Source organism: Streptomyces africanus, from assembly GCF_030816955.1.
Lineage (GTDB): Bacteria > Actinomycetota > Actinomycetes > Streptomycetales > Streptomycetaceae > Streptomyces > Streptomyces africanus.
On the sequence record NZ_JAUSYP010000001.1, the window covers coordinates 1,277,606 to 1,303,480 of the forward strand.

The window sequence follows — 25,875 nt, forward strand, 5'->3', positions numbered from 1 at the left end:
CTCGGGCGTGGAGGCCTGGGCGGGACCTCGGGCGTGGAGGCCTGGGCGGGACCTCGGGCGTGGGTGCCCAGGCGGGTTTCCGACGCAGAGACCCGGGCGGGCCCTCCGTCCCAGAGCCCGGCCGGGACCCCGGACGGACAGTCCAGCCGGCGCATCGGTCCCAGAGATCCGACCAGGGCCTCGGCCGTAGCGAGTCCGGCGGACCCGCGGCCGCAGCGGGTCCGCCGGAGACCTCCGCCGCAGCGGACGGGGCCGGACACACTCCGGCGCAGCGGTCCGGTCGGACACTTTCGACGCAGCGCGCGGGACCGGAAGCGCTCCGACGCTGCAGGGGGGGCCGGACACGTCCGACGCAACCGATCCGACCGCACGCCTCAGCGAATCCGACGGACCCCGAGGCCAAAGCGGCCCCCGCCGACCCCTCGGACACAGCCGGTCCCCACATGCCCCCGCCGGCCCCCGGGCACAGCCAGCCCCCGGACACCCCCTCCGACCCAGCCGCCGCACAGCCCCGCCCAACCGGGGAGCCTCAGACATAACTCCGCGCCGGAGCCGGTCCGAGGGCCGAGGCGATTGCGTCGGCCAGCGCCCCGGTCTCGTCCTCGGTGAGCGTGGAGACGGTGACCCGGATGCCGGGCGGCGCGTTCAGCCGGAAGCGGGCGCCGGGGGCGACGGCCCACCCGGCGTGCAGCAGCCGCGCGACGGCGCCGGTCTCGTCCGGAACGGGCACCCACACGTTCATACCGCTGCGCCCGTGCGCCAGGACACCGCGTCGGCCGAGCGCGCCGATCAGCGCGTCCCGGCGCCTCCCGTACGCCGCCGCCACCGCGCCCGTGTCCACCGCCCCGTCGGCCCACAGCCGCACCAGCGCCCGCTGCATCAGCAGGCTCACCCAGCCGGGTGCGAGCCGCTGCCGGCCGCGGACCCGGTCGACGGTGACGGCGTCCCCGGTGAGCAGGGCGAGGCGCAGATCGGGTCCGTAGGCCTTGGCGGCCGAGCGTACGAACGCCCAGTGCCGGGTGGCGCCGGCCAGGGAGTGGAGGGGCACGTCGACGATGCCGTGCCCGTGGTCGTCCTCGATGAGGAGGGTCTCCGGGTGCTCCCGGAGCACGGACCGCAGGGCACGCGCGCGCCCGGCGCTCACCGCGGCGCCGGTCGGGTTCTGCGCCCGGTCCGTGACGATCAGCGCACGCGCCCCGGACTCCAGCACCCGCCGTACGTCGTCGGCGACGGGCCCCTCGTCGTCGACCCCGACGGGGACGGTCCTGAGCCCGAGCGCCGGCACGAGGTCGAGGGTGCGGCCCCAGCCGGGGTCCTCCACGGCGACGGCGTCTCCGGGTTTGAGGTGGGCCGCGAGCACCCGTTCGACGCCGTCGAGTGCCCCGGAGACCACGGCGAGCGGCCCGTCCGGCACCCCGTCGGCGTCGAGACCGGCGCGGGCCATCCGGGCCAGCTCAGGCTCCAGCGGATCGGCTCCGTACAGCACGGGCGCGCGGTCGCCCTCGGCTGCCGCCGCCGCGAACGCCCCGGCGAGCGGCGGCAGCAGTGCCGGATCCGGATTGCCGTTCGCCACGTCACGCACGCCGTCGGGTACGTCCACCCTGATGTGGTCCCGCCCGGTCGTGGCCGGCGCGGCCCGCACCCGGCTGCCGCGCCGGCCCGCGGTCTCGATGACCCCGCGCTCGCGCAGGGTCCGGTACGCGGCCGCGACCGTGTTGGGATTCACCCCCAACCGCTCCGCCAACTCCCGCATGGGCGGCAGCAGTTGACCCGGCGACAGCTCGCCGCTGCCCACCGCCCGCTCAATGCTCGCGGAAATCTCCGCTGCACGACGCCCACTGATCCGATACTCTCCTAGCACAAATCTCATTATGCACTAATACAATGGAGAGCACCATGCAGGGGACCACGCAGACGCCGTCGCAGCCCGACGCCTACACCCCGACCGACCGCACCGTCCCCACGCGCGCCGCGCACAAGGCCTCGTACGACAAGGACTTGGTGCACTCGATCCTCGACGAGGCCTACGTCTGCCATCTGGGCTTCGTCCGCGACGGCGCGCCGGTCGTGCTGCCCACCCTGTACGCCCGGACCGGCGAGCGGCTCTATGTGCACGGCTCGACCGGCTCGCGCCCGCTGCGGGAGGCCGGCCAGGCCGACCCGGGCCTCCCGGTCTGCCTGACCGTCACGCACGTGGACGGACTGGTCCTGGCCCGCTCGGCCTTCCACCACTCGATCAACTACCGCTCCGTGGTGGTGCACGGCGTCGCCCATGACGTGACGGACCCCGAGGAGAAGCGGCAGGCCCTGGACGCCCTGGTCGACCAGGTCGTCCAGGGCCGCTCCGCCGACTCACGGCCGGCCAACAAGAAGGAGCTGGCCGCCACCGCGGTGATCCGCCTGGACCTGGACGAGGTCTCGGCCAAGGTCCGCACCGGCGGCGCGAACGACGAACCCGAGGACCTCGCCCTCCCCCACTGGGCCGGTGTCGTCCCCCTGCGCATGGGCTACGGCACCCCGGTCGCCAACCACGACCTGGCCCCCGGCACCGAACTGCCCGACTACCTGACGGCGCGGTGACGTCACGCCCGGACCTGAGGGCTCGCTGATGTCACCCCAGCATCACCGGCTCCCTGGTCCTGGCACCCCGCGCCTCGCCCACGGCGAGCCCCACGACCGAGCCCAGCATCAGCACGGTGCCGGCCAGCGTCGCCCCCGTGAGGTGCTCGCCGAGCAGGACGACGGCGAGCACCGCCGCGCTCACCGGCTCCAGCAGCATGATCACCGACACGGTGGCCGACCGTACGACGGCCGCGCCCGCGAAGTAGAGGCCGTAGGCGAGGGCCGTGGGGACGGCGGCGACGTACGCCAGCAGGACCAGGAGGCGGCCGGGCTCCTCGGTGTGCGGCAGCAGCCCCTCGGCCAGGGCGAACGGCAACAGGAACAGGCTCGTGACGGCGAACGCCCCGACGGTCGTCCGGGAGGCGTCGGCCTCGCCGTCGCGACCCCACCGGCGGGTGAGCAGCGTCATCACGCTGTACCCGGCCGCCGACAGCAGCGCGAGCAGCACACCCCACGGGCGTACGGTCGTGTCCCCGCCGCCGAGGACCAGGACCCCGAGCCCGGCGAGAGCGCCCGCGACGGCGGCAGTTCCGCCCCGGCCGAGGCGCTCGGCGAGCGTCAGCCGGGCGCCGAGCGCGATGAGCACGGGCCCGGCGCCGAGGGTGACGACCGTGGCGACGGCGAGGCCGGTGGCGGAGACGGCCGCGAAGTAGGCCGTCTGGAACACCGCGAGCCCGACTCCGGTGACCCCGGACCGCAGCGCCCGGCGGCCGAGCGGCACGCGTACGGCGGCCCGGGCGCGCGGCCGGACGAGGCGGACGGCGAGCAGCAGCACGAGACCGGCGGCGCAGCGCCAGAAGGAGAGGGCGACGGGCCCCAGGTCGCTGGCCCGGTAGACCAGTGAGGCGACCGCGCCCGCGGTGCCCCAGGCGACACCGGCGACGATCAGATAGAGGAGGCCTCGCCCGACGGGCAGGCCGGAGGCAGTGTTCGACACGTGTTCTCTCCGCAGACGCGCACGGCACGCCGCGCGGCATCGGCGGCGGCTGGTGCGCGGAAGTTCGGGAAGGGCCCCGGATCACGTCGGATCAGCGGGGTCCGCGGACTTCGTCTGCGGGCAGCACCGTTCGGCCCGGCCGTGACACGCCGGGCGCGGATTCCGGAGGGCCCGCCTCAGGCGGCCGGAGGCGGAAGAACGAGTGCGTTCGAAGGCATGATCGGCACCCTATGCGGCCGTTCCGGGCCGGGACAACTTCCTTTCCGGGCCGCCGCTGGCCACCGGCTGTCCGGAGCCCTTGGCGGGCGTCGAGGACTGCGCGATGAACGCGCCCACCAGCACGATCACGCCACCGGCGAGCTGCGGCGCCGACAGGTGCTCGCCGAGGAGGATCCAGGCCAGGACGGTGGCGATGACCGCTTCGAGACAGGCCACGACACCGGCGACCTGCGGGGAGAGCCGGCGCACGGCGAGCACGCCGGTCACATACGCGACGACCGTGGCGACGAGGATGATCCAGGCCAGCAGGGCGACCGCGGCGACGGGCGAGCCGTCCATGCGGGCGGTGCCGGTGAGCACGGACCAGTCCAGGCTCCACGGCCGGGCGATGACGGTCAGTACGGCCGCGCCGACGAGCAGGCCGTAGGCGATGACGCCGAGCGGGTCGGGTGCCTCGTCCCCGGCGTCGCTGCCCTGGTCGGAGAGGACGAAGTAGCCGACCTGGCAGCAGGCCGCGCCGAGGGCGAGCAGCAACCCCAGGGCGTCGAAGCGGAGCCCCGACCACACCTCGACGACACACGCGAGCCCGCCGACCGCGAGGACGACACCGACCGCCGCCGCGCGCGTCACGGGCCGCCGCTGCACGAACCGCACCCAGCCCAGCACGAGGGCGGGCGCCAGGTACTCGATGAGCAGCGCCACCCCGACGGGGATACGGGAGAGCGAGGCGAAGTAGCAGGCCTGGACACCGGCGACGGCCAGCAGCCCGAACCCGGCGAGCAGTCCGGGCCGGCGGCGCAGCAGCGCCCGGTGGCGCACGGCGAGCGGCAGCATCACCAGGGCCGCCCCGGTCGCACGCAGCCACACCACGTGCAGGGGGTCCAGACCCGCCTCGATCAGGGGCTTGGCCGCGACACCGGATCCGCCGAAGGCGACCGCGGACAGGAGCGCGAGGCCGAGCCCCACGCCCTTGCCGTGCCTGCTGGGACTGCTGTCAGACGTACGCACCGGCACATGATGACAGGCCGTGACAGGAGCGTCATCCCTTATGGCACCTGTCTCACTGTCTGGACGTCACGAGCGGCTCGGCCGAGCCCGGTCAGTAAGCGGCTTCGCCACCTCGGACACACTCCTGAGACGGGCACTCCCGCGACCCGTCGGTCCAGCCGTCGATACGGGCGAGCACCGCGTGCGGGTCGATCCCGGCGCGTCGGAGCACCTCGACCGCGCGCGCCTGCGAGTCGACGACGATCGCCGCGAGCAGGTCGACGCCGCGGGCCGGACCGCCGTGCCGCGCGGCCCGTTCACGGGCGTACTCCATCGAGGCCGCGGCCAGCGGCGAGAAGCCCGCGGTCTCCGTCACGACGGGGACGGCGCCGGAGTCCTCGACGCCGTTCTGCCAGCGCAGGCCGTAGCCGATGCTGCGCTGGACGAGGTAGCCGAGCAGCCGCGCGATCTGCGGCCCCTCGAAGACGGCACGCGCCTCCGGGTCGGACTCCAGCAGCGAGTGGAGCAGATGGGCCGTGTCGATCTGACGGTCCGCGTCCCTGACCGCCCTCCGGCGGGCACCGGTGACCACCGACGCCAGCTCGTCACTGAGCCTGGCATCGTTCTCCGCGCGGTGGATGCCGTGCTCATGCGCCGACTGGCGGGGGATACGGGGTTGCACATCCCCCACCCCATCAGTCCCGGGCGCCCGGGTCATCCCCGGAGGGAAGCATTTTCGCGTCCCACGGAAAGTGGACATCGCCGGCCGGAATCTCCTCCTTACGGAGGACATCAGGCTGTTCCACCCGGCAGCCCCGACCGAACTGACAGTTCGTCAGTATTGAACATTGCGACGGTCACGGCTACGTTCCGCGACATCCAGCCCGACGTGAAGAGGTGGTCGCATGGCCGAAGTCAGCGCGGAGGCACGCATCGGGGCGCCGGCCGAGAAGGTGTGGGCCGGACTCACGGACTGGCCCTCGTACGGCGAGTGGAACGCGACCCACACGAACTTCCCGGAGGGCGGCCCCGAACCGCTTGAGGTCGGCGCGACGTTCCGGGAGAACATGCGGCTCATGAACTTCCCGGCCGAGGTGGAGTGGACCGTCGAGGCACTAGAACCGGCCCGGGTGCTCGGCATCCGCGGCAAGGGCCCGATGGGCGTGACCGTAGTGACGCGCTACACCCTCACACCCGACGGCGAAGTGACGACGGTCCGCATCGACGGCGAGTTCACGGGCGCGACGGTGTCGCTGATGGCGGGCAAGCTCAAGGACTCGGCCACGGCCGCCCTGAACGAGTCGCTGCGCAAGCTGGACGGGCTGGTGACCTGACGCCAACGCCAGGCAGTCCGGCAACCGGCGCAACCGGCGCAAGCCGAGGCGCCCCGCGGATCACTCCACGGGGCGCCTGCTCAGCGCCGTACTCGCGTCACCCCTCGCGGCCGCCGGTCCTCTCGATCGTCAGTCCTCGTCGGCGAGGATCAGATACAGCTTCTTGCGGGCTTCGTTGATGACGCCGAGCGCCTTCTCCCGCTGCTCCTTGCTGCCGGTCTTCCAGACCTGGCCGAAGGCCTCCATGAGGCCGAAACCCGCCTGGCGGATCTCCCCGAGAGCCTCCCAGTCGACCCCGCGGGAGGCCTCCTCCCAGGGCGCCTCGGGTCCTTCCTCGGCCGCTGCGCGACCCGCCTCGGTGAGCGAGAACAGCTTCTTGCCGCCCTCGGACTCACTCGTGATCAGGCCCTCGTCCTCCAGCAGCTGAAGGGTGGGGTACACCGAGCCGGGACTGGGCTTCCACGCCCCGCCGCTGCGCTCGGCGATCTCCTGGATCATCTCGTAGCCGTGCATCGGCCGGTCCTTGAGCAGGGCCAGGATCGAGGCCCGCACGTCACCGCGCCGCGCCCTTCCCCTCGGCCCGCCGCGCCCTCGTCCGCCCCAGGGGCCGGGGCCGAAGCCCGGACCACCGGGCCCGCCCCAGCCGGGACCGCCCGGCCCGAAGGGCCCGAAGGCCGCACGCAGCGCCTCGAAGCCGCCCCGGCCGCCGTGACGGGGTCCGCCATGGCCATGTCCGTGCTCGAATCCGTGAGTATGCATCGCAAACACTCTCCATTCCATCGTTGATCTGTCGCGATGCCTCAACGATATATCGGTAGTGTTCGGATGGCAAGGCTCGATCGGGTCCGCCCGTATCAGGGCTGGGTGTCGAGCCATTCCCGGAAGGTGGGGCCGGCGAGCTTGGCGTGCGGGCTGGGCAGGAACCCGCCGGCCGCCGCCGTCTCGGCATCGGGCATGCCGGAGCCGTCGACCTCTACGACCTTGATGCCCCGGCGGGCGCCGAGGAGCCCGGCCGCCTCGGCCATGGTCTCCCTGCGCGGCCCGGCGATCTCGGGGATCGGTGTTCCGGGGCCCGGCCGGTCGGGCGCGCCGGGGTCGGTGGCCAGGTCGACCAGCGTTTCGGCCACGGTGCGACAGGCGACGAGCTGGGTGGGCAGGGCCGGGATGTAGGCGACGTCCCCCTGCCGCCAGTCCAGGAGCTGACCGACGAATTCATGGAACTGCGCGGCCCGGAGAATGCGAGCGGGCAGCGGACCGGACAGGTGGGCCTCCTCGTGCACCTGCTGGGCGGCGATGAAACCGGCGGTGGCCTTGTCCGTGCCGATGATGGACACGGCGACGACCCGGCCGGCTCCCGCGTGCCGCCCGGCCTCGTGCAGGTTGCGGGTGGCCGTACGGAAGAACTCCGTGGCGGCCTCCTGGTCGGAGGCGTGCCAGGACGCGACGTCGATGATGACGTCGACCCCGGTGAGCGCCTCGGCCAGGCCCTCACCGGTGATGATGTCCACGCCGGTGGCGCGGGCCATCGGCACGACCTGGTGCCCTCGTTCCGCCAGAACGTCCACGACGTGGCGTCCCAGCCGCCCGGTCGCCCCTGCCACTGCGAACCTATGGGTGCTCATGTCCCGTGCCCTTCTCATCGGGTCGCTCCTGACGAACACGAGACGCCGGCGCCCCGGCGCCCGTAACAGACGCGGTCGTGTGACGCAGGCCACCGATCAGGGGTGTTACAGAACGGCGGGGTCCGGCGTCTGGTGTGTGGAGCGGGGCCGGGAACGGACAGGCGGGAGCCGGGGATGAGCGAGCGCGGGGAACGGACCACGGGCGGGGCGGGGCCACTCGACCGGACCGGCCGGACGGAGCCGGCGGACTCCGCCACCGAGGTGTTCGTCGCCCACCGCGACCTGCTGTTCACCGTCGCCTACGAGATGCTCGGTTCGGCCGCCGACGCCGAGGACGTCCTGCAGGAGACCTGGCTGCGGTGGGTGGGCGTCGATCCGGCGACCGTGCGGGAGAAGCGTGCCTACCTCGTGCGGATCGTCACCCGGCAGGCACTGGACCGGATGCGCGCGCTCGGCCGGCGCAAGGAGTCCTACGTCGGGCCGTGGCTGCCCGAACCGTTGCTGACCGCGCCGGACGTGGCCGAGGACGTCGAACTGGCCGACAGCATCTCGATGGCGATGCTGCTGGTGCTGGAGACGCTCGCCCCGGTCGAACGAGCGGTGTTCGTCCTGCGCGAGGTGTTCGCCCTCGAGTACGACGAGATCGCCGAAGCCGTCGGCAGGAGCCCGGCCGCGGTCCGCCAGCTCGCCTATCGCGCACGGGCACACGTCGCCGCGCGCCGGCCACGCGGCACCGTCTCCCCGGCCCAGACCCGAGCCGCGCTCCAGGCCTTCCAGCGAGCCGTCGAAACCGGCGAGTTGCAGGGCCTGCTCGACATCCTCGCGCCGGACGTCGTCGCCCTGAGCGACGGCGGCGGAGTCGCACATGCCCTGCTGCGGCCCGTCGTGGGCGCGGACGAGGTGGCCCGCCTGCTGGCGGCCGGCTGGTGGCGGCGCGACGCCGAGAGGTCGGTCGAGCCGGCCCAGATCAATGGCGCTCCGGGGCTGCTAGTGCGGGTCGACGGGGAGGTCGACGGCGTGGTGGCTGTGCGCGTCGAGAACGGCTGCATCACCGGCGCCTACCACGTCCGCAACCCCGAGAAGCTGTCGCGTGTGGCGCGGGAAACCGCCGTCAGGCGCTGACCTCGCTCTTCGCTCGTTTCCGGACTCCGCCCGAGGGTGTCCGGGGCGGCGATGGCCTGGGAAATGAGGGTCTTACATCTGTCGGACACCCACCTCGACCGCCGCGACACACCGAGCAAGCACGGCGTCAACGCGACCCGGTCCCTGCGCGGGATGCTCGCTGACCTGCGGTACCTGCGCGACGTCGACGCCATCGTCGTCAGCGGCGACATCGCCGACGACGGACCGCCGGAGGCCTACGTCGCCGCCCGCGACCTCGTGCGTGACTTCGCCGCGGAGCGGAACGTCCCGGTGATCTACAACACCGGCAACCACGACGAACGACAGGCGTTTTCATCACCCTCGACTCCCTGGTGCCCGGCAAGGGATACGGCCGGCTCAGCCGCACCCAGCTCGACCGGCTCCGCGAGGTTCTGCGCACCCCGGCACCCCGGGGCACCGTCCTGGTCTTCCACCACCCGCCCATCACCCTGGACGTGGAAGTCCAGCGGGCCCTGGGGCAGCAGAACCCGGCGGAACTGGCCGAGGTGATCCGCGGCAGCGATGTCCGCCTCATCCTCTGCGGCCACTTCCACCTGCAGATCTTCGGCTTCCTGGAGACGGTGCCGGTGTGGGTGACCCCCGGCGTCGTCAGCCGCGTCGACCTGACCGCCGCCCCGGGCACCGAACGCGCCGTCAGATCGGCGTGGACCAGCCGCCGGTCGAGCGTCTGCTCCTGTGTGTAGGCCCGCCCGACGACGTCATTCCCCATGGCCACGACCGCCCCGATCGGCAGCTCGCCCGCCGGCCAGGCCCTGCTCCGCTATCTCAAGGGCCAGTCCGAGCAACTGTTGGGGGTCATGTCCGTGGTCCGCTCGATGAACTCCATCAGACCTTCCGTACCTGGGTCGTGTCGGCGCCGAGGGGCGTGCCGTCGGCACCGGCCGGCACGATCTCCGGCACGGGGGTGCCGTGCTGGTCGACCAGGGTGGAGTGCGTCTCGCCGGGGGCGAAGGCGTGGCGCTCCCCCCACTGGCGCAGGGTGACGATGACCGGAAACAGGTCGCGGCCGGCGTCGGTGAGTACGTATTCCCGGCGGCGGCCCGATGGCGCGGTGCGCTGCGCGAGGACCCCATGAGCGGTGAGCTTGCGCAGGCGGTCCGTGAGGATGTTGCGGGCGATGCCGGTCCGCCGCTGGAACTCGGTGAACGAACGCGCTCCGTCCATCGCGTCGCGGATGACGAGCAGGCTCCACCTGTCGCCGACGAGGTCGAGCGTGCGGGCGACGGGGCAGTCGGGGTCGGTCCAGTCGGGGGTCGGGGCGCGCGTGGCGGTGCGCGGCATGACGCCTCCCAATGAGTTGCGGATCGAAACCATTCTGCCGTACCTTCAAATCGGTTGCAATTTGCTACTGATGGGGGTTGGGGAGCGATGGACGTGTGGCGGCGGCTGCTGCTCGCGGTGGTGTGCGGTGTCGCCGTGGCGAGCATCTACGCCGCGCAGCCGGTTCTGGAGCCGATGGGACGCGATCTCGGTGTGCCGGCGGAACTCACCGGGTGGATCGTCGCGGTAGGCCAGCTCGGCTATCTGGCGGGGCTGGTGCTGCTGGTGCCGCTGGGCGATGTGGCGGACAGGCGCCGGCTCATCGCCGCGCATCTGGCGATCACCGCGATGGGCATGTTCCTCACGGCGTCGGCGTCAGCCGCCTGGGTGGCGTTCGCGGGGCTCGCGGCGGCCGGGCTGTTCGCGGTCGTGGTGCAGACCACGGTGGCCTACGCCGCGTCGGTCTCACCGCCCGCCGAACGCGGCCGGAACATCGGCGTCGTGACCTCGGGCGTCGTGGCCGGAATCCTGGGCGCGCGGGTCGTCACCGGCACGCTCGCCGAGGCGTGGGGCTGGCGGAGCGTCTACGCCGTGCTCGCGGTGCTGTCCCTCGGGCTCGCGGCCCTCGTCCTCGTGGCACTGCCGTCCGAGGAGCGCCTCGACCCGCCTGCGGGGTACGGGCAGGCCGTCGCCTCACTCGGCGGACTGTTCGGACAGCGTGTCTTCCTCACGCGCGGGCTCATCGCGTTCTTCTTGTTCGCCTCGTTCGGGACCTTGTGGAGCGGGCTCTCCCTGCCGCTGGCGAACCCGCCGTGGCAGCTGAGCGAGAGCCGGATCGGCCTGTTCGGCATCGCCGGACTCGCCGGCGCGCTCGGCGCGGCACGCGCGGGGCGGTGGGCGGACGCCGGGCGGGCGGCTCCGGTCACCGGTCTCGCGCTCGCCCTGCTCATCCTCTCGTGGGCGGCGATCGGGCAACTGCCGTGGTCGCTGTGGCTCCTCATCGCCGGAATCGTGGTCCTCGACTTCGCGGTCCAGGCCGTGCACGTGAGCAACCAGCACCAGCTCACCACCGCGTATCCGGACCGCGTCAGCAGCGTCCTCGGCGGCTACATGGTCTTCTACTCGCTCGGCTCCGCCCTCGGCGCGGCCGCAACCACCGCCGTTTTCACCGCCTACGGCTGGACGGGCTCCAGCCTCCTCGGGGCGGGATGCGCGGCCTGCGCCCTGGCCGTCCGGGCGGCCGACAGGCGACTGCTCCGGGTCGGCCCTGGTGAGCGCCCGGCGCGAGACGGGGCTCGTGGGTAAATCGGTCCAGGACTCGCGCATTGGCCTTGGTCCGCCGCTGCGGCGAGCCTCTAGCGTCGGGGCATGCGGATTCGAATCGTCGACGCCTTCACCGATCGCCCCTTCTCCGGCAACCCGGCCGGGGTCGTCCTGCTGGACGACGCGGACGCCTTCCCGGACGACACCTGGCTCCAGAATGTCGCCCTGGAGGTCAACCACGCCGAGACGGCCTTCGCCCGTCCCCTCCCCGAGGGCGGCGAGGCCGACTGGGCGCTGCGCTGGTTCACTCCGGCCACCGAGGTCGCGATGTGCGGCCACGCGACCCTGGCCACCGCCCACGTCCTGCACACCACCGGCGCCCACGAGGGCCCGGTACGGTTCGCCACCCGCAGCGGCGTCCTCGCCGCCACGCCCGCCGAGGACGGCTCCGTCACGCTCGACTTCCCGACCGCCCCGCTCGCCCGGGTCGACCCGCCGGACGGCCTCGCCGAGTCCCTGGGCACCGAGCCGCTCACGGTCCTCGACACCGGCCCCAACATCGGCGACCTGCTGGTCGAGGTCGCCGACGAGAAGACGGTGCACGGCCTCGTCCCCGACCTCAAGGCCCTCGCCGCCCACTCCGAGCGCGGCGTCATCGCCACGGCCCGCGCGGACGACCCCGACCGGGGCTACGACTTCGTCTCGCGCTGCTTCTTCCCGAATGTCGGCATAGACGAGGACCCGGTGACGGGCAGCGCCCACACCGCGCTCGCCCCGTTCTGGTCCGAGCGTCTCGGCAGCCCCCGCCTCACCGGCCTCCAGGCCTCCCCCCGCTCCGGCCGCGTCCGCACGGAGCTGCGCGGCGAGCGCACCCTGCTGTCCGGCAGGGCGGTCACCGTCATCGAGGGCGAGCTGCTGGCCTGAGACGGACCCCCCGCCGGTCTCTCACGCCGTCGGCAGCCAGCCGACCTTGCCCGCCAGCAGGGCGTAGCCCACGAAGGCGCCGATGTCGAGCAGCGAGTGGGCCACCACCAGAGGGCCCACCCGGCCCCAGCGGCGGTACAGGCAGACGAACACCACGCCCATGACCATGTTGCCGACGAAGCCGCCGATGCCCTGGTAGAGGTGGTAGGAGCCGCGCAGGACCGAGCTGCCCACCAGCGCGGCCGTCGGCGTCCAGCCCAGCTGGCCGAGGCGCCGCAGCAGGTAGCCGACGACGATCACTTCCTCCAGCACCGCGTTCTGGATCGCCGAGAGGATCAGCACCGGGTACTTCCACCACACGCCGGGCAGCGCCTCGGGCACCACGGTGAGGTTGAAGCCGAGGCCTCGGGCCGCCAGGTAGAAGGCGATTCCGGTGCTGCCGATGACGGCCGCGATCGCCGCCCCGCGGCCCAGGTCGGGCCAGGGGCGGGTGCGGTCGAATCCGATGGTGCGCAGGCCCGCGCCCTCGCGCAGCAGGAAGTGCGCGACGAGCACGACGGGCACGAGGGCCGACGTGATCCCGAAGAGCTGCCAGGCCAGGTCGAGCCAGGGACGGCCGGGCGCGGCCGAGGCGTTCATCGTGGCCGCCTGGTCCTTCAGCCCGCCGGGCTTGGTGACCGAGCCGATGAAGCTGATCAGGGCGGAGACTCCGCTCGCCCCCAGCGAGAGCGCCAGCACGAGCAGCGTCTCGTGGCGGAGCATCCGCCGCGAGAGCCGCTGCTGGGGAAAGGATCCGTCGGCCACCGGGCTCGCCTCCGCCTGCACACCTGCCTCCACTTCACCGACCTGTCGGATCAGTATGAGGGCAGCAGCAGATCGGCCCGGCGGCGCATCAGCCCAACGGCACCGGCTCCGGCGACCCCACGGGCCAGGTGTGCACCGGGTCCCCCTTGTGCATCAGCTCGCGATAGCGCCGGGTCGTGGCGGCCAGCGCGGCGTCCCTCGGGTGGCCCGCGTCCAGTGCCTTGCGGAAGGTCGCGGCCTGCCAGCTCGCCCCGTTCACCCTGCGCCGGCACCGCTCCTCGATCACGCCCAGGTACAGATCGCGGTCGGCCGGCTCCACGCCCCACGCGTCCAGCCCGGCCTCGGCGAGCGGCAGCAGTTCGTCGCGGACCAGGCTCACCGCGTCGACCTGTGCGGTACCTCCGTAGCGGCCGCGCCGGGGCCAGGTGAAGCGGGCGTCGATGCCGTCCTTGCACGCGGCGTCGAAGTTGGCGGCGGCCGCCTCGAACGGCAGCCGGGTCCACACGGGCCGGGGCTCCTCGGCGAGGGCGCGGACGAGGCCGTAGTAGAAGGCCGCGTTGGCGACGACGTCGATGACGGTGGGCCCGGCGGGCAGGACGCGGTTCTCCACGCGCAGGTGGGGGACGCCGTCGGCGATGCCGTAGACCGGGCGGTTCCAGCGGTAGATGGTGCCGTTGTGCAGGACGAGCTCGGCGAGGGACGGGGCGCCGCCCTGGTCGAGCACCTCCAGCGGGTCCTCGTCGTCGCAGATCGGCAGCAGCGCCGGGTAGTAGCGCAGGTTCTCCTCGAACAGGTCGTACGCCGAGGTGATCCAGCGCTCCCCGAACCAGGTGCGCGGCCGGACGCCCTGGGCCTGGAGTTCGGGCGGGCGGGTGTCGGTGGACTGCTGGAACAGCGGGGGCCGCGACTCGCGCCACAGCTCACGGCCGAAGAGGAACGGCGAGTTGGCTCCTACGGCGATCTGCGCGGCGGCGACCGCCTGGGCCGCGTTCCACACGTCGGCGAAGCGGGCCGGGGTGACCTGGAGGTGCAGTTGCACGGAGGTGCAGGCGGCCTCCGGCGCGATGGACTTGGAGGTGCAGCTGAGGTGCTCCACGCCGGCGATGTCGAGGGTGAACTCCTCGCCGCGGGCGGCCACGATCTGGTCGTTGAGGAGGGTGTAGCGGTCGACGTCGGAGAGGTTCGACGACACCAGGTCGTCCCGGTCGAGGGTCGGCAGAATACCGATCATCACGATTCCCGCGTCGACCTCACCGGCTTTCCGGTCGGCATATGCCAGTGACGTACGGAGTTCCTCCGCGAGCCGATCGAATACCCGATCTCCGAGGCGGTGTGGGGGAATGTTGACTTCCAGGTTGAACATGGCGAGTTCTGTTTGGAAATCACGGCTCGCGATACGTTCGAGGACTTGCGCGTTCAACATTTTCGGCATGCCGTCGGCGCCCGCGAGATTCAACTCGATCTCCAGCCCCATGAGGTTCTTGGGGCGGTCGAACCGCTTCTCCGCCAGGAGTCGCTCCAAGCCCGTCAGGCACCGACGGAGCTTGTCGCGGTAGCGCTGGCGGTCGGACAGGTCGAACCCGCCCGCCACGACCTTCTCCCCCATCGATGCGTCCCTCCTCGGATGATGTGGGCCGAAGATCCGGCCGCCGGGTTCCCGGTCAGGTGGAGGATGCCCAGCGAAAGCGATCGATAACGTCCCGGACGGGCCCGTCGGCCGCTACGCTGGTCACGTATGACCGGTGGCACATTCACTCGGCATGACGCAACGGCCCGGGTTTCGGGGTTGCGCGAACTCGTGAAAAACGCCGACGAGAATAGGCCGACCGCCGCGGGAGCATGCGCCGAGGTCATCGCCCCGCACCCCGCGTGGAATCGGGATAATTCTCGCGTTTCGCCGACCGAATGTACCCTTGTTCTACTCACCGGAAACGGCTAGACGAAACACAGTCTGAACCCGTGTCGTATAAACTCCGCGAACAAGGCAGAAGGTTGGCGCCCACGGTCGATGGGTCATGCCGTCGAGGCGATGTTCGGCGGACCCACCCCCCTCTCGTTCTTGAGACCCCGGCCCCTGCCTCTGATGACCTCCGTGAGCTGACAGCGCCGTCCGCCCCCGCCCTCGTGCCATCGTGCCTTTGAACTGAGAGGCGACCCACCATGCCGCTGCATGTCCCGCCGGCTCCCGCGCCCGCACTCCGTTCCGTCCTGACTGCGCTCTCCTCTCCCACCGTGGTCCGTGAGGCCCGAACTCCCTCCCTGCTCCGCGCCCAGGGACCCGTCACTCCCGAGCTCCCCCTGCCCGTCCACGTCCTCGACCGCGTCACGGCCGAGGGCGTGTCGGCCACCCGGCTGGCCGGGTGGCGCTTCCTGATCCGCTGTGGCGACCGTGCGGTGGCCGCGGCGGAGACCATGCTGACTCCCGACGGCTGGGCCTTCTCCCGCTTCTTCGAGGGCCCGTACATCGCCTCCACCGAGCGCGCCCTGCGCCAGGCCGAGACGATGTCGCAGCCGTACCAGCCCCGTCTGCTGTCCGTACCCGGCCTGTACATGCTGACGCTCTGGCTGCACGAGGACATCACCGCCGACGGTGCCGTCGGCCACCCCGCCGCCACCGACCTGCTCGTCCCCCTGGCCCCCGCGCCTCCCGGCATCGCGGCCCATCGCCCGCACCGCGTCGCCGAACTGCTCCCGGTGCTGACCCACCGGGTGGCTCCCACGCGGCTCCTCGGCTCACCCGCCTGAAGCGCCGCGCCCCGAAGCCTTCCGCGTCCCGCAGCTCTCCGCGCCCCGTCGCCGAATTCACCGGCGGCGGGTCGCGCTTTTTCATTCCGTCCCCTTATTCGCTCGTACGAGCACTCAATAGCTCGTACGAGCCGGAATGGATCACCTGCCCGCCCGGACTAGCCCCATTCGGCCAGTGCGAACCACCCGAAGTGACAGTCCAGTTGGGGTGAACCGTCCGCGCGGGTGATGCGTCATGAACCTGTGAGAAGCCGTGCCGCGAAATCCCTGCGGATCGACGCCCGTAGGGCAACACTGGGTTCCGACGACTTATCACAACGGGGGGCGGCCATGAACGACACTTCGAGCCGCGGAACAGACACGACAGCCGACTCAGCCATCCCATCCACCACGACACAGCGAGAGATCCCACCCATGTGCCAGCACCAGACTCCGTGCCCGTCAGCCGAATCCGCCGACCGGGAATCCGCCCGTCTCGTGGCGCACCACCCGGAGCAGGGTTGGAGCCTGCTGTGCAACGGTGTGCTGCTCTTCGAGGACACCGGCGAGCTCCTGCCGGACGGCCGGGTCATCGACCCGCACCGTCCGCTGGCCTCCAGCCAGGTGATGACGGCCGCCTGAGGCCGCCGGGCGGCGTGACCTCCCGCCCGCAGACATGAGGGGCCGGCCGCAGGACACCCTGCGAACCGGCCCCGACGCGTGTCCGAGTGCCGTCACTCACCGTCACCGCCACGAACGGGACGGTACGCCTTCCCACGGATGCCCGTTTTCCGGAAGACTCCTGGAAGTTTCGGGGGCACCCGTCGACGGAGGTGGGGCAAGTGGCAGCACATGAGGCCGAGGCCGGGGGCAAGGTCACGATCACGGAGATCGCCCGGCAGGCCGGGGTATCCGTACCGACCGTGTCCCGCGTCGTCAACGGCCGGTCCGATGTGTCGCCGCAGACCCGCGCCCGCGTCGAGGACCTGCTGCTGCGGCACGGCTACCGCAAGCGCCCCGCGGCCCCGGGCACCCGGGCCGGCCTGCTCGACCTGGTCTTCAACAACCTCGACAGCCCCTGGGCCGTGGAGATCATCCGCGGGGTCGAGGAAGTCGCGCACGCCGCCGGGGTCGGCACGGTGGTGTCGGCCATCCACGGACGTTCGGGAGACGCCCGCGAGTGGATGCGCAACCTCCGGGCCCGGGCCTCGGACGGCGTCATCCTCGTCACCTCGGCCCTGGAACCGACGCTCCACGAGGAACTGCGCATTCTCGGCGTCCCGCTGGTCGTCGTCGACCCGGCGGGCTCGCCCGCCCTGGAGGCTCCCACCATCGGTGCCGCCAACTGGTCGGGCGGCATGGCGGCCACGGAACACCTGCTGTCCCTGGGCCACCGCCGGATCGGCCTGATCGCGGGGCCGCCGCGGCTGCTGTGCTCACGGGCCCGGCTGGACGGCTACCGCGCGGCTCTCGAACGCGCCGGCATCGCGATGGACGAGTCCCTCGTCGTCCCCGGCGACTTCCGCCCCGAGTCCGGCTTCACACCGCCTGCGACACCCTGCTCGGCCTGCCCGAGCCGCCGACCGCCGTGTTCGCGGCCAGCGACCAGATGGCACTCGGCGCGATCGAGGCACTGCGCCGACGCGGGCTGCGGGTGCCGCAGGACATGAGCGTGGTCGGTTTCGACGACCTTCCGGAAGTCCGCTGGTCGGCCCCGCCTCTGACGACGGTCCGCCAGCCCCTGGCCGACATGGGCAAACTGGCCGTCCGCACGGTGCTCCACCTGACCCACGACGAACACCCGAGCTCCCCTCGGGTCGAACTGGGAACGAACCTGGTGGTGCGGGCAAGCACGGCACCTCCGCCGGAGCGCACGTGACGAACCCGCCCGACCGGGCGGAAGCCGACAAGGCGCGGCGGGGCCCGCAGAAGAATCGGGACTGCCCCGACAGGCCGCAGGCAAGTCGCTCCCCCGGCACGGTCTGGATGGCGCCCCGACCCGACCCGCCCCCTGCACGGGGCGCCACCCACCCCCTCTACTTCCCCCCGAGCGCCTCACGGATCGCGAAGTACGCCGGCTTCGGGGCCAGTTGCTCGTCCCACGGCAGGGCCGCGCCCTCGCCCGGGAAGAACGCCGGGATCCATGAGTACTTGTCCGTGTAGTCCCAGAGGGTGATGCCGACGCAGCGGCGCACCGCCAGGCAGGCCTCGGTCAGGTCCCGGTACCACTCGGCCTGCTGGGTCAGCTTCTCCTCGGTCGCGGGCAGCTGCATCCGTATGTCGACCTCGGTCAGCGCGGTGTCGAGGCCGAGCCGGGAGAAGCGGCGGAGGTTGTCCTCCAGGGTGCCGGGATAGCCGTACTGGAGAGCGAGGTGGGCCTGGAGGCCGATGCCGTGCAGCGGGACGCCCTTGGCCTTCAGTTCCTTGGCCAGCTTGTAGTACGCGTCGCTCTTCGGGCCGATCCCCTCGATGTTGTAGTCGTTGAGGTACAGCCTGACGCGCGGATCGGCCTGGTGCGCCCACCGCAGCGCGTCGGCGATGTAACCGGGCCCGAGCGTCTTGTAGAAGACCGACTCGCGGTACGTACCGTCCTCGTTGAACGCCTCGTTGACGACGTCCCAGGCGAACACCTTGCCCCGGTAGTGCCGTACCTCGGTCTGGATGTGCTTCTTGAGCACGGCCCGAAGCTGGGGGGCCGTCCACTCCCGCCCCGTGAGCCACTCGGGCAGCTGGCTGTGCCAGACGAGGGTGTGGCCGCGCACCTTCTGCCGGTTGGCACGGGCGAGCTTCACGATCTCGTCGCCCTGGGAGAAGTCGAACACGCCCTGCTGGGGCTCGGTCGCGTACCACTTCATGCCGTTGCCGGGGGTGATCTGGTCGAACTCGCTGCCGAGCAGGGCCGTGTAGGGCGCGTCGCCGAGCTCGGGATTGTCCGTCGCGCTGCCGAAGTAGCGGCCGTGCCGGTGTGCGAGGTCGGCGAGGGTCGGTTCCTTGCCGTGCTCCTCGCCGGCCTGGGCCGCGGGGCCGGTGGCGATGCCTCCGAGCATCAGCGCGGCGGCGAGCGCCCCGGCGAGTCTGAGCCGTGTGGCGGTCTTGCGCATGGTGCGACTCCTCACGATCGATGGGTGGGTGAGCCGTACGTCCGCGGCGCGTGTCAGCCCTTCGTCGCGCCCGCGGTGAGGCCGCCGACGAGCTGGCGCTCGGCGACCGAGTAGAAGGCGAGGGCGGGGACCATGGCCAGCACCAGATAGGCGAAGACCTTGGCGTACTGCGCGGAGTACTGCCCCTGGAACTGCTGCACGCCGATCGGCAGGGTCCACCACTGCGCATCGGTGAAGACCAGCAGCGGCAGGAAGAAGTTGTTCCAGCTGGTGACGACGGCCAGCACGGACACGGTGCCGAGCGCGGGCCGCGCCATGGGCAGCAGCACCCGCCAGAAGAAGCCGAACGAGCTGCATCCGTCGAGCGTGGCCGCCTCCTCCAGCTCGCCCGGGATCTGCCGGAAGAAGCCGCGCAGGATGATGATGGTCATCGGCAGCCCGAAGGCCGCCTGCGGGAGGATCACTCCGAGCGGGTTGTCCAGCAGGTCCAGGGAGCGCAGCAGCAGGAACAGCGGCAGGGCCGCCACCGCGAAGGGGAACATCAGCCCCATCGTGAACAGCGTGAACAGCATCTCCCGGCCGCGGAAGGCGAACCGCGCGAAGGAGAAGGCCGACAGCGCGGAGACCGCGACGACCAGGACGGTCGTGCCCACCGCGATCAGCGTGCTGTTGCCGATCAGCCGCCAGAAGTCCCCCGAGCCCAGGATCTGGGTGTAGTTGGAGGTCACCCACGACTCGGGCAGGCCGACCGGGTTGCGGGAGAGCTCGTCGGTGGTCTTGAAGCCGGAGAGCGCGGCGTAGAGCAGCGGGACGGCCATGACCGCGCCGACGAGGACCAGGACGAGGTGCAGGGGGAGGTTCCTGCCCCTGCGTGATGTCCGACTGTGCGTCACTTTCCGTCTCCCCGCATGGTGGTCGTGGCCCCTTCCAGGTCGCGCCGGAGGACGAACCGCTGGTAGGCGAGGGCGAAGACGAGACTGATGCCGAACATGACCACGCTGATCGCGCTGGCGTAGCCGACCTGGTAGCGCTTGAACCCGTACTGGAACATGGTCACGGCCATGGTCTCGGAGTGGTGGTCCGGTCCGCCGGCGGTGGTCACCCAGACCAGGTCGAAGAGCTGGATGGCCCCGATGACCGACAGGAAGACGCTGATGCGCAGGGTGGGCGCGAGCAGCGGCAGCGTCACGTTGCGGAAGCGCTGCCAGGGGCCGGCCCCGTCGATGAGCGCCGCCTCGGTCAGCTCCCTGGGGACGGCCTGCAGCCCGGCCAGGTACAGCATCATGTGGAAGCCGAAGTACTTCCAGGTCATGACCAGGAACAGGGTCGCCATGACGGTGGACGGATCGGCGAACCACTCCCCGCCCAGCCCGTCCAGCCCGACCTTGCCGAGGACCTGGTCGGCGAAGCCGTCGTCCGGGGCGAAGATCATGCCGAACAGGATTCCGGTGATGGCCTCGGACAGGACGTACGGGGCGAAGAACAGCATCCGGTACACCGCCCGGCCGCGCATCCGCTGGTTGAGCAGGACGGCCATGGCGAGCGCGAACGGCAGCTGGACGACGAGCGACAGCACCACCAGCACCAGGCAGCGCCACAGGTCGCCCAGGAAGACGTCGTCCTGGAAGAGCCGGGTGAAGTTCTCGCCGCCGATGTACTCGGAGGGCATGCCGAAGCCGCCCCAGCGGAAGAACGCGGCGTACAGCGCGAACAGCATCGGCAGCAGGACGAGCCCCATGAACAGCACGAGGGCGGGCAGTTGGAAGCCGACCGCGGTCAGCCAGTTCAGTGCCCGTCGCCGGGCCCGGCTCCGGGACCGGTCCGTGGCCGGGGGCGGGAGTCCGGCGTCGCGGCCGGTCCGTTTGTCCGGCAGGAACGTGGAGGTCATCGCCGGTTACTGCTCTTCCTTCGTGGTCTTCGTGATCGACTGGGCGACCTGCTCCGGCGACCGGGAACCGGCGATGAGCGCGGCGACGCTGTCGTTGACCTCCTGGCCGACGGCGGGCGCGTACGCCTGGTCGAGGTAGAGCTGGAAGCCGGTGGCCTTCTTCAACTGCTCCTGTACGGCCTTGATGTTGGGGTCGGCGATGGCGCTCTCGGCCGCCGGGACCACGGGCAGGGTGCCGGTCTTCTTGACCAGTTCCAGGTCGGTGGCCTCGGACGCGAAGAACTTCAGGAAGTCGACGGCCTCCTGCGGGGCACCCCGACGCAGGGCGTGCCCGCCGCCTCCGCCGAACACCTCGGTGATGGCGCCCTTGCCGCCCTCGACCGCGGGGAACGGGAAGAACCCGAGGTCCTTGCCGAGGCCCTTGCCCGCGTCGGCCTGCACCACGGGCGCCCACTGACCCATGAGTTCCATGGCCGCCTTGCCGTTGCCGACGGCGGCGGCCTGGCCGGTGGGGCTGGAGTAGGCGGCGCCGAGGAAACCCTTCTGGAACGGCTGGAGGCCGACGAGCTCCTTGAGGTGCTCTCCCGCCTCGACGAAGGGGGCGCCCGTGAAGTCCTTGTCGGCGTAGGCCTTCTCCAGCGCCTCGGCGCCGGCGGCGCGCATCGCCAGGTAGGCCCAGTAGTACATGCCGGGCCACTTCTCCTTGCCGGCCAGCGCCAGGGGCGTGACGCCGGCGGACTTCAGCTTGCGTACGGCGTCGAGGAAGCCGCTCCAGGTGGTCGGGGGCGCACTGATGCCGGCCTTCGCGAAGAGCGCCTTGTTGTACCAGAAGCCGATCATGCCGATGTCGAACGGGATGCCGTAGACCCTGTCGTCGATCAGGTACGGCTCCTTGGCGACCGGGAGCAGGGCGTCGCCCCAGGGCTTGGTCCGGTCCGTGAGGTCCTCGACGAGTCCGGCGTCGACCTGCTGCTTGAGCACGCCGCCGCCCCAGGTGTGGAAGATGTCGGGGAGCTTCCCGGAGGCCGTCAGGGCCGTCATCTTCGATTTGTAGGCGTCGTTCTCCATCTGGACGATCTTTATCTTGACCTTGGGATTCTGCGCCTCGAACTTCCGGGCGAGGGCGGCCCAGACGGTCTTGGCCGGCTCGGTGGTGGAGATGTTCCACCACTCGATCGTGGTCGTCCCCGACGACCCTCCGCCCGAGTCCCCGCCGCATGCGCTCAGTGTCGTCATTCCGAGACCGGCCGCGGCGGAGGCCGCCAGGAAGCCGCGGCGGGACAGTGCCGGGTCGCCCATCATGCGCTCCTTGGGTACGGGACGGCGCTCCCGCGTCCGTCCACTGGATCGAAAGTTTCGGAAGAGATCCAGAAAGCTTCGTTGATGCCGCACCCTAGAGACAGGCGCCAAACACTGGCAACCCCTTGTGCACGGTGAATCTCCCGACGGCGTACGGGTCTTGACTGGCAACTGCCTCTCCAGCAGCACCAGCCCCTTCGACGAGAGTCGGGGAAGGGTGCGAATGTTTCGGCTGGTTCGGCGAACGTTACGAAGGTGCACTGTAGAGGTCACCGCCTCCGGCAACAAGAAGGCCGACGCACCGCGACCGGCGCGAGCGCGATCACGGAGGGTGTTCAACCCTCGGCGGGCGTACGCCCCTCGCCCGCAGGCGCGGCTGCGCCGCTCGATCGGTGGCCCAATGGCCCTCAGCACGTGTTTTGACGCCCCACGCCCCCGTGCCACCGACCCCGCCGCCAGTCTTAACGGAAGCTTGACGCCCGCAGTGACCTCATCCACAGGCCATCGCATCACGCTCCGCTTACGCTGATCGGGCCGTCCAGTGATGGCCGGAACCACGCTGAACCGCACATCGGGAGCACGTCGATGGCCACCACTGAGCAGCCGCCACTCAACCGTACGGAGCCCTCTGCATCCGGTCGCCTGCGCGCCTGGATGCTGGAGGGACTGTCCGACATGGGCAAGGGCGGCGGCCACACCGGCCCCCATGCCGCACCGGAGCCGCCGCACAAGGGCCGGCGCTGGTGGCGGGTGATGTGCCTGACCGGCGTCGACTACTTCTCCACGCTCGGCTACCAGCCGGGCATCGCGGCGCTCGCCGCCGGGCTGCTGTCGCCGGTGGCGACGATCGTGCTGGTGATCGTCACCCTGGCGGGCGCCCTGCCGGTCTACCGCCGGGTGGCCGAGGAGAGCCCGCACGGCGAAGGCTCGATCGCGATGCTGGAGCGGCTGCTCTCCTTCTGGCAGGGCAAGCTGTTCGTGCTGACCCTGCTGGGCTTCGCCGCCACCGACTTCCTGATCACCATCACCCTGTCGGCCGCCGACGCCTCGACCCACCTCGTGGAGAACCCGCATCTGACCGGCGTCCTGCACGACAAGCAGATGCTGATCACGCTCGTCCTCGTGGCGCTGCTCGGCGCGGTGTTCCTCAAGGGCTTCCTGGAGGCGATCGGCGTCGCGGTCGCCCTGGTGGGCGCCTACCTGGCGCTCAACGTGGTCGTGGTGGTCGTCGGCGTCTACCACGTGGTCACCACCGGCCATGTGGTCACCGACTGGGCCGGCGCCCTCACCACCCAGCACGGCAATGTCCTCGTCATGATCGGCGTGGCCCTGCTCGTCTTCCCGAAGCTGGCGCTCGGCCTCTCCGGGTTCGAGACCGGCGTGGCTGTGATGCCGCACGTCAAGGGCGACCCGGACGACACGGAGGAACGGCCGGCCGGCCGCATCCGCGACACGAAGAAGCTGCTCACCACGGCCGCCCTCGTCATGAGCGGCTTCCTGATCACCACCAGTTTCATCACCACTCTCCTCATCCCCGAGAAGGAGTTCGAGCCGGGCGGCCAGGCCAACGGGCGCGCGCTGGCCTATCTGGCGCACGACTACCTGGGCAACACCTTCGGCACCGTCTACGACGCCTCGACGATCGCCATCCTGTGGTTCGCCGGCGCCTCGGCGATGGCCGGCCTGCTCAATCTGATGCCGCGCTACCTCCCCCGCTACGGCATGGCCCCGCACTGGGCCAGGGCCGTCCGCCCCATGGTCATCGTCTTCACCCTGATCGCCTTCCTCGTCACCTGGATCTTCGACGCGGACGTCAACGCACAGGGCGGCGCCTACGCCACCGGTGTGCTGGTCCTGATCAGCTCCGCCGCGATCGCGGTGACCATCGCCGCCCGCAAGGCCCGTCAGCGGAACTGGACCGTCGCCTTCGCGGTCATCTCCGCGGTGTTCCTCTACACGACCGTCGCCAACGTCATCGAGCGCCCGGACGGCGTGAAGATCGGCGCCTGCTTCATCGCCGGCATCATCCTGGTCTCCCTGGCGTCCCGGCTGGCCCGGTCGTTCGAACTCCGCGTGACCGGCGTGACGCTGGACGACATGGCGGAACGCTTCATTCGGGACGTGGCCAGCCGCCGGATGCGGTTCATCGCCAACGAGCCCGACCGGCGCGACATCGCGGAGTACCGCGACAAGATCGAACAGATCCGGCACGACAACGACGTACCCGGACAGGAGGACTTCGTCTTCGTCGAGGTGACGGTCACCGACCCGTCCGAATTCGAGGCGGGCCTGACCGTGCGCGGCGAGGTGCTCCACGACCGCTACCGCGTCCTGACCCTGGAATCCTCCTCCGTCCCCAACGCCCTGGCCGCGCTCCTGCTGTACGCCCGCGACATGACCGGCCGCACCCCGCACATCTACTTCGAGTGGACCGAAGGGGGCCCCTTCGCCAACCTCCTGCGCTTCTTCCTCTTCGGCCAGGGCGAGGTCGCCCCGGTGACCCGCGAGGTCCTGCGCGAGGCGGAACCGGACCGCAAGCGGCGGCCGAAGGTGCACGTGGGCTGAGTCAGCCCTTCGCTCTGCGCCGGCCGAGGCCCCGGCGGGGCGGACGCACCACGATCTGCCCGTAGTTGATCTCGCCGGTGATCCGCACGCGCAGCACGACCGGAGCGTCGGCCGCCCCACGCGCCTTGATCTGGGAGTAGTTCGTCACCAGCCCGCCGGTGTCCACCACAACTCCCGGCCGGGTCAGCAGCTTCAGGGAGCAGGCCCGCATGTCCAGGTCGATGTCCAGCGTGTCCTGGGTGATCACCGCGTCGGTGAAGTCGAGCGTCACCTCGCCCCACGCCGACCGGACCTCCAGCCGCCGCGGCACCACCCAGCCGTCACCGCGCCGGGTCGAGGACCCCTCCTGCTCGATCCGGACGACCTCCTGCGCCTCGACGCCGGTCCCGCCCGATCCCTCGGGCAGATCCGCGGTCAGCACGGCGAGCTCGCCCACCGTACGGGCGGACAGCGCGGCCTCCAGGCGCTCGTCGAGCTCCTCCCAGGTCAGCCGGCCGTCACCCGCGGCGACGCGCAGGACGTCCACCACCCGGTCCCGGTCCGCATGCGAGGCCCTCACCTCGGGCGATCCACCGGTACGCGAGAGGTCCCCCGCCATCACATCACCCCGATCTCCCCGGGCACGGCACCCGGCCCACCCATTCGACGACTAACGCTATATCGCGTTATACCCAACGGCCAACCCCGCATCCGCCGTTCCCGCCGCGCGCCCCTATCGTGACCGGCATGCAGTCCTACACGATCGGCCAGGCAGCACGGCTGCTCGGCGTGAGCCCGGACACCGCCCGGCGCTGGGCGGACGCGGGCCGCATCACCACCCACCGCGACGAGGCCGGGCGGCGGCTCATCGACGGACGGGACCTGGCCGCGTTCTCCGTCGAACTCGCCAGGTCCGGCACCGCCGAGGAGGACACCCCGTACACCTCGGCCCGCAATGCCTTCCCCGGCATCGTCACCGCGATCAAGCTCGGTGACGTCGCCGCCCAGGTGGAGATCCAGGCCGGCCCGCACCGCCTCGTCTCCCTGCTCACCCGCGAGGCCGTCGAGGAACTGGGCCTGGAGGTCGGTATGGAGGCGACGGCCCGCGTGAAGTCGACGAACGTCCATATCGACCGGGTCTGAGCCCGTAGTAACGCACATACACACCCCATGGCCCGCTCGC

The 25,875-nt window shown here is 71.4% G+C and carries 24 protein-coding genes and 2 pseudogenes; 12 read left to right on the forward strand and 14 right to left on the reverse strand.

The window, feature by feature from the left end; translation table 11 throughout:
- Positions 1 to 529: 529 nt before the first annotated feature.
- Entirely contained in the window at positions 530 to 1,861 is a 1,332-nt protein-coding gene (locus QF034_RS06065; RefSeq protein ID WP_307173967.1) for an aminotransferase class I/II-fold pyridoxal phosphate-dependent enzyme, read from the reverse strand.
- A gap of 35 nt (positions 1,862 to 1,896) precedes the next feature.
- Between QF034_RS06065 and QF034_RS06070 the strand changes: the two genes are divergently transcribed.
- A complete protein-coding gene (locus QF034_RS06070) occupies positions 1,897 to 2,580 on the forward strand; it encodes a pyridoxamine 5'-phosphate oxidase family protein (RefSeq protein ID WP_307173968.1) in 684 nt (227 codons plus the stop codon).
- A gap of 31 nt (positions 2,581 to 2,611) precedes the next feature.
- Here the strand turns inward: QF034_RS06070 and QF034_RS06075 are convergent, their stop codons facing one another.
- The 3 genes from QF034_RS06075 to QF034_RS06085 form a co-directional block, all read right to left on the reverse strand.
- Positions 2,612 to 3,559, reverse strand: coding sequence for a DMT family transporter (locus tag QF034_RS06075; RefSeq protein WP_307173969.1), 948 nt, complete (start codon positions 3,557 to 3,559; stop codon positions 2,612 to 2,614).
- 228 nt (positions 3,560 to 3,787) lie between these two features.
- A complete protein-coding gene (locus tag QF034_RS06080) occupies positions 3,788 to 4,792 on the reverse strand; it encodes an EamA family transporter (protein ID WP_307173970.1) in 1,005 nt (334 codons plus the stop codon).
- An 85-nt stretch (positions 4,793 to 4,877) separates the two neighbouring features.
- Positions 4,878 to 5,447, reverse strand: coding sequence for a Clp protease N-terminal domain-containing protein (locus QF034_RS06085; protein WP_307173971.1), 570 nt, complete (start codon positions 5,445 to 5,447; stop codon positions 4,878 to 4,880).
- 223 nt (positions 5,448 to 5,670) lie between these two features.
- Here QF034_RS06085 and QF034_RS06090 point away from each other — a divergent pair, with 223 nt between their 5' ends.
- Positions 5,671 to 6,099 (forward strand): type II toxin-antitoxin system Rv0910 family toxin, encoded by a 429-nt coding sequence (locus QF034_RS06090; RefSeq protein ID WP_307173972.1) that lies wholly within the window; start codon positions 5,671 to 5,673, stop codon positions 6,097 to 6,099.
- A 129-nt stretch (positions 6,100 to 6,228) separates the two neighbouring features.
- Here QF034_RS06090 and QF034_RS06095 read toward each other — a convergent pair whose 3' ends face one another.
- Both QF034_RS06095 and QF034_RS06100 read right to left on the reverse strand, forming a co-directional pair.
- Positions 6,229 to 6,858, reverse strand: coding sequence for a PadR family transcriptional regulator (locus QF034_RS06095; protein WP_307173973.1), 630 nt, complete (start codon positions 6,856 to 6,858; stop codon positions 6,229 to 6,231).
- Between the two features lie 95 nt (positions 6,859 to 6,953).
- A complete protein-coding gene (locus QF034_RS06100) occupies positions 6,954 to 7,721 on the reverse strand; it encodes an SDR family oxidoreductase (RefSeq protein ID WP_307173974.1) in 768 nt (255 codons plus the stop codon).
- A gap of 174 nt (positions 7,722 to 7,895) precedes the next feature.
- Between QF034_RS06100 and QF034_RS06105 the strand changes: the two genes are divergently transcribed.
- The 3 genes and pseudogenes from QF034_RS06105 to QF034_RS06115 all read left to right on the forward strand — a co-directional run bounded on the left by QF034_RS06105 (position 7,896) and on the right by QF034_RS06115 (position 9,568).
- Positions 7,896 to 8,843, forward strand: a complete 948-nt coding sequence (locus tag QF034_RS06105; RefSeq protein WP_307173975.1) for an RNA polymerase sigma-70 factor — start codon at positions 7,896 to 7,898, stop codon at positions 8,841 to 8,843.
- A 63-nt stretch (positions 8,844 to 8,906) separates the two neighbouring features.
- A pseudogene (locus QF034_RS06110) lies at positions 8,907 to 9,137 on the forward strand (metallophosphoesterase family protein); the annotation flags it as partial.
- Positions 9,138 to 9,196: 59 nt separating this feature from the next.
- Positions 9,197 to 9,568, forward strand: coding sequence for a metallophosphoesterase family protein (locus tag QF034_RS06115; RefSeq protein ID WP_307180115.1), 372 nt, complete (start codon positions 9,197 to 9,199; stop codon positions 9,566 to 9,568).
- A 142-nt stretch (positions 9,569 to 9,710) separates the two neighbouring features.
- Here the strand turns inward: QF034_RS06115 and QF034_RS06120 are convergent, their stop codons facing one another.
- On the reverse strand, positions 9,711 to 10,166 hold the full coding sequence (locus tag QF034_RS06120) for a winged helix-turn-helix transcriptional regulator (protein ID WP_307173976.1): 456 nt from the start codon (positions 10,164 to 10,166) through the stop codon (positions 9,711 to 9,713).
- Between the two features lie 87 nt (positions 10,167 to 10,253).
- Here QF034_RS06120 and QF034_RS06125 point away from each other — a divergent pair, with 87 nt between their 5' ends.
- Complete coding sequence (locus tag QF034_RS06125) at positions 10,254 to 11,450, forward strand: MFS transporter (protein ID WP_307173977.1); 1,197 nt, start codon at positions 10,254 to 10,256, stop codon at positions 11,448 to 11,450.
- Between the two features lie 63 nt (positions 11,451 to 11,513).
- A complete protein-coding gene (locus QF034_RS06130) occupies positions 11,514 to 12,332 on the forward strand; it encodes a PhzF family phenazine biosynthesis protein (protein ID WP_307173978.1) in 819 nt (272 codons plus the stop codon).
- Between the two features lie 21 nt (positions 12,333 to 12,353).
- Here the strand turns inward: QF034_RS06130 and QF034_RS06135 are convergent, their stop codons facing one another.
- Positions 12,354 to 13,157 carry a CPBP family intramembrane glutamic endopeptidase gene (locus tag QF034_RS06135; protein ID WP_307179811.1) on the reverse strand — a complete coding sequence of 268 codons (804 nt, stop codon included), beginning with the start codon at positions 13,155 to 13,157 and terminating at the stop codon, positions 12,354 to 12,356.
- Between the two features lie 67 nt (positions 13,158 to 13,224).
- A complete protein-coding gene (locus QF034_RS06140) occupies positions 13,225 to 14,742 on the reverse strand; it encodes a glutamate-cysteine ligase family protein (RefSeq protein ID WP_307173979.1) in 1,518 nt (505 codons plus the stop codon).
- A gap of 554 nt (positions 14,743 to 15,296) precedes the next feature.
- Here QF034_RS06140 and QF034_RS06145 point away from each other — a divergent pair.
- The 3 genes and pseudogenes from QF034_RS06145 to QF034_RS06155 all read left to right on the forward strand — a co-directional run bounded on the left by QF034_RS06145 (position 15,297) and on the right by QF034_RS06155 (position 17,739).
- Positions 15,297 to 15,881, forward strand: a complete 585-nt coding sequence (locus QF034_RS06145; RefSeq protein ID WP_307173980.1) for a hypothetical protein — start codon at positions 15,297 to 15,299, stop codon at positions 15,879 to 15,881.
- A gap of 414 nt (positions 15,882 to 16,295) precedes the next feature.
- Positions 16,296 to 16,502, forward strand: coding sequence for a DUF5999 family protein (locus tag QF034_RS06150; protein ID WP_086565677.1), 207 nt, complete (start codon positions 16,296 to 16,298; stop codon positions 16,500 to 16,502).
- A 200-nt stretch (positions 16,503 to 16,702) separates the two neighbouring features.
- A pseudogene (locus QF034_RS06155) lies at positions 16,703 to 17,739 on the forward strand (LacI family DNA-binding transcriptional regulator).
- Positions 17,740 to 17,896: 157 nt separating this feature from the next.
- Here the strand turns inward: QF034_RS06155 and QF034_RS06160 are convergent.
- The 4 genes from QF034_RS06160 to QF034_RS06175 form a co-directional block, all read right to left on the reverse strand.
- Positions 17,897 to 18,961: an endo-1,4-beta-xylanase gene (locus QF034_RS06160; protein WP_307173981.1), complete on the reverse strand. Its 1,065-nt coding sequence runs from the start codon at positions 18,959 to 18,961 to the stop codon at positions 17,897 to 17,899.
- Positions 18,962 to 19,014: 53 nt separating this feature from the next.
- The gene (locus QF034_RS06165; RefSeq protein WP_307179812.1) at positions 19,015 to 19,779 is read right to left on the reverse strand and encodes a carbohydrate ABC transporter permease; all 765 of its coding nucleotides are present in this window, start codon (positions 19,777 to 19,779) and stop codon (positions 19,015 to 19,017) included.
- Between the two features lie 71 nt (positions 19,780 to 19,850).
- Positions 19,851 to 20,849 (reverse strand): carbohydrate ABC transporter permease, encoded by a 999-nt coding sequence (locus tag QF034_RS06170; protein ID WP_307173982.1) that lies wholly within the window; start codon positions 20,847 to 20,849, stop codon positions 19,851 to 19,853.
- Positions 20,850 to 20,855: 6 nt separating this feature from the next.
- Positions 20,856 to 22,148, reverse strand: a complete 1,293-nt coding sequence (locus QF034_RS06175) for an extracellular solute-binding protein (RefSeq protein WP_307173983.1) — start codon at positions 22,146 to 22,148, stop codon at positions 20,856 to 20,858.
- Between the two features lie 585 nt (positions 22,149 to 22,733).
- Between QF034_RS06175 and QF034_RS06180 the strand changes: the two genes are divergently transcribed.
- Positions 22,734 to 24,713, forward strand: coding sequence for an APC family permease (locus QF034_RS06180; protein WP_307173984.1), 1,980 nt, complete (start codon positions 22,734 to 22,736; stop codon positions 24,711 to 24,713).
- A 1-nt stretch (position 24,714) separates the two neighbouring features.
- Here the strand turns inward: QF034_RS06180 and QF034_RS06185 are convergent, their stop codons facing one another.
- Complete coding sequence (locus QF034_RS06185) at positions 24,715 to 25,311, reverse strand: DUF1707 SHOCT-like domain-containing protein (RefSeq protein WP_370880770.1); 597 nt, start codon at positions 25,309 to 25,311, stop codon at positions 24,715 to 24,717.
- A 128-nt stretch (positions 25,312 to 25,439) separates the two neighbouring features.
- Between QF034_RS06185 and QF034_RS06190 the strand changes: the two genes are divergently transcribed.
- Positions 25,440 to 25,835 carry a TOBE domain-containing protein gene (locus tag QF034_RS06190; RefSeq protein ID WP_307173986.1) on the forward strand — a complete coding sequence of 132 codons (396 nt, stop codon included), beginning with the start codon at positions 25,440 to 25,442 and terminating at the stop codon, positions 25,833 to 25,835.
- Positions 25,836 to 25,875: the final 40 nt, after the last annotated feature.

Bases quoted from the DNA above. Each gene is read 5' to 3' on its own strand.
- QF034_RS06070 (WP_307173968.1), top strand. From the start codon at position 1,897: ATGCAGGGGACCACGCAGACGCCGTCGCAGCCCGACGCCTACACCCCG.
- QF034_RS06090 (WP_307173972.1), top strand. From the start codon at position 5,671: ATGGCCGAAGTCAGCGCGGAGGCACGCATCGGGGCGCCGGCCGAGAAG.
- QF034_RS06095 (WP_307173973.1), bottom strand. From the start codon at position 6,858: ATGCATACTCACGGATTCGAGCACGGACATGGCCATGGCGGACCCCGT.
- QF034_RS06100 (WP_307173974.1), bottom strand. From the start codon at position 7,721: ATGAGCACCCATAGGTTCGCAGTGGCAGGGGCGACCGGGCGGCTGGGA.
- QF034_RS06105 (WP_307173975.1), top strand. From the start codon at position 7,896: ATGAGCGAGCGCGGGGAACGGACCACGGGCGGGGCGGGGCCACTCGAC.
- QF034_RS06120 (WP_307173976.1), bottom strand. From the start codon at position 10,166: ATGCCGCGCACCGCCACGCGCGCCCCGACCCCCGACTGGACCGACCCC.
- QF034_RS06125 (WP_307173977.1), top strand. From the start codon at position 10,254: ATGGACGTGTGGCGGCGGCTGCTGCTCGCGGTGGTGTGCGGTGTCGCC.
- QF034_RS06130 (WP_307173978.1), top strand. From the start codon at position 11,514: ATGCGGATTCGAATCGTCGACGCCTTCACCGATCGCCCCTTCTCCGGC.
- QF034_RS06140 (WP_307173979.1), bottom strand. From the start codon at position 14,742: ATGGGGGAGAAGGTCGTGGCGGGCGGGTTCGACCTGTCCGACCGCCAG.
- QF034_RS06145 (WP_307173980.1), top strand. From the start codon at position 15,297: ATGCCGCTGCATGTCCCGCCGGCTCCCGCGCCCGCACTCCGTTCCGTC.
- QF034_RS06150 (WP_086565677.1), top strand. From the start codon at position 16,296: ATGTGCCAGCACCAGACTCCGTGCCCGTCAGCCGAATCCGCCGACCGG.
- QF034_RS06160 (WP_307173981.1), bottom strand. From the start codon at position 18,961: ATGCGCAAGACCGCCACACGGCTCAGACTCGCCGGGGCGCTCGCCGCC.
- QF034_RS06165 (WP_307179812.1), bottom strand. From the start codon at position 19,779: ATGGCCGTCCCGCTGCTCTACGCCGCGCTCTCCGGCTTCAAGACCACC.
- QF034_RS06170 (WP_307173982.1), bottom strand. From the start codon at position 20,849: ATGACCTCCACGTTCCTGCCGGACAAACGGACCGGCCGCGACGCCGGA.
- QF034_RS06175 (WP_307173983.1), bottom strand. From the start codon at position 22,148: ATGGGCGACCCGGCACTGTCCCGCCGCGGCTTCCTGGCGGCCTCCGCC.
- QF034_RS06180 (WP_307173984.1), top strand. From the start codon at position 22,734: ATGGCCACCACTGAGCAGCCGCCACTCAACCGTACGGAGCCCTCTGCA.
- QF034_RS06185 (WP_370880770.1), bottom strand. From the start codon at position 25,311: ATGGCGGGGGACCTCTCGCGTACCGGTGGATCGCCCGAGGTGAGGGCC.
- QF034_RS06190 (WP_307173986.1), top strand. From the start codon at position 25,440: ATGCAGTCCTACACGATCGGCCAGGCAGCACGGCTGCTCGGCGTGAGC.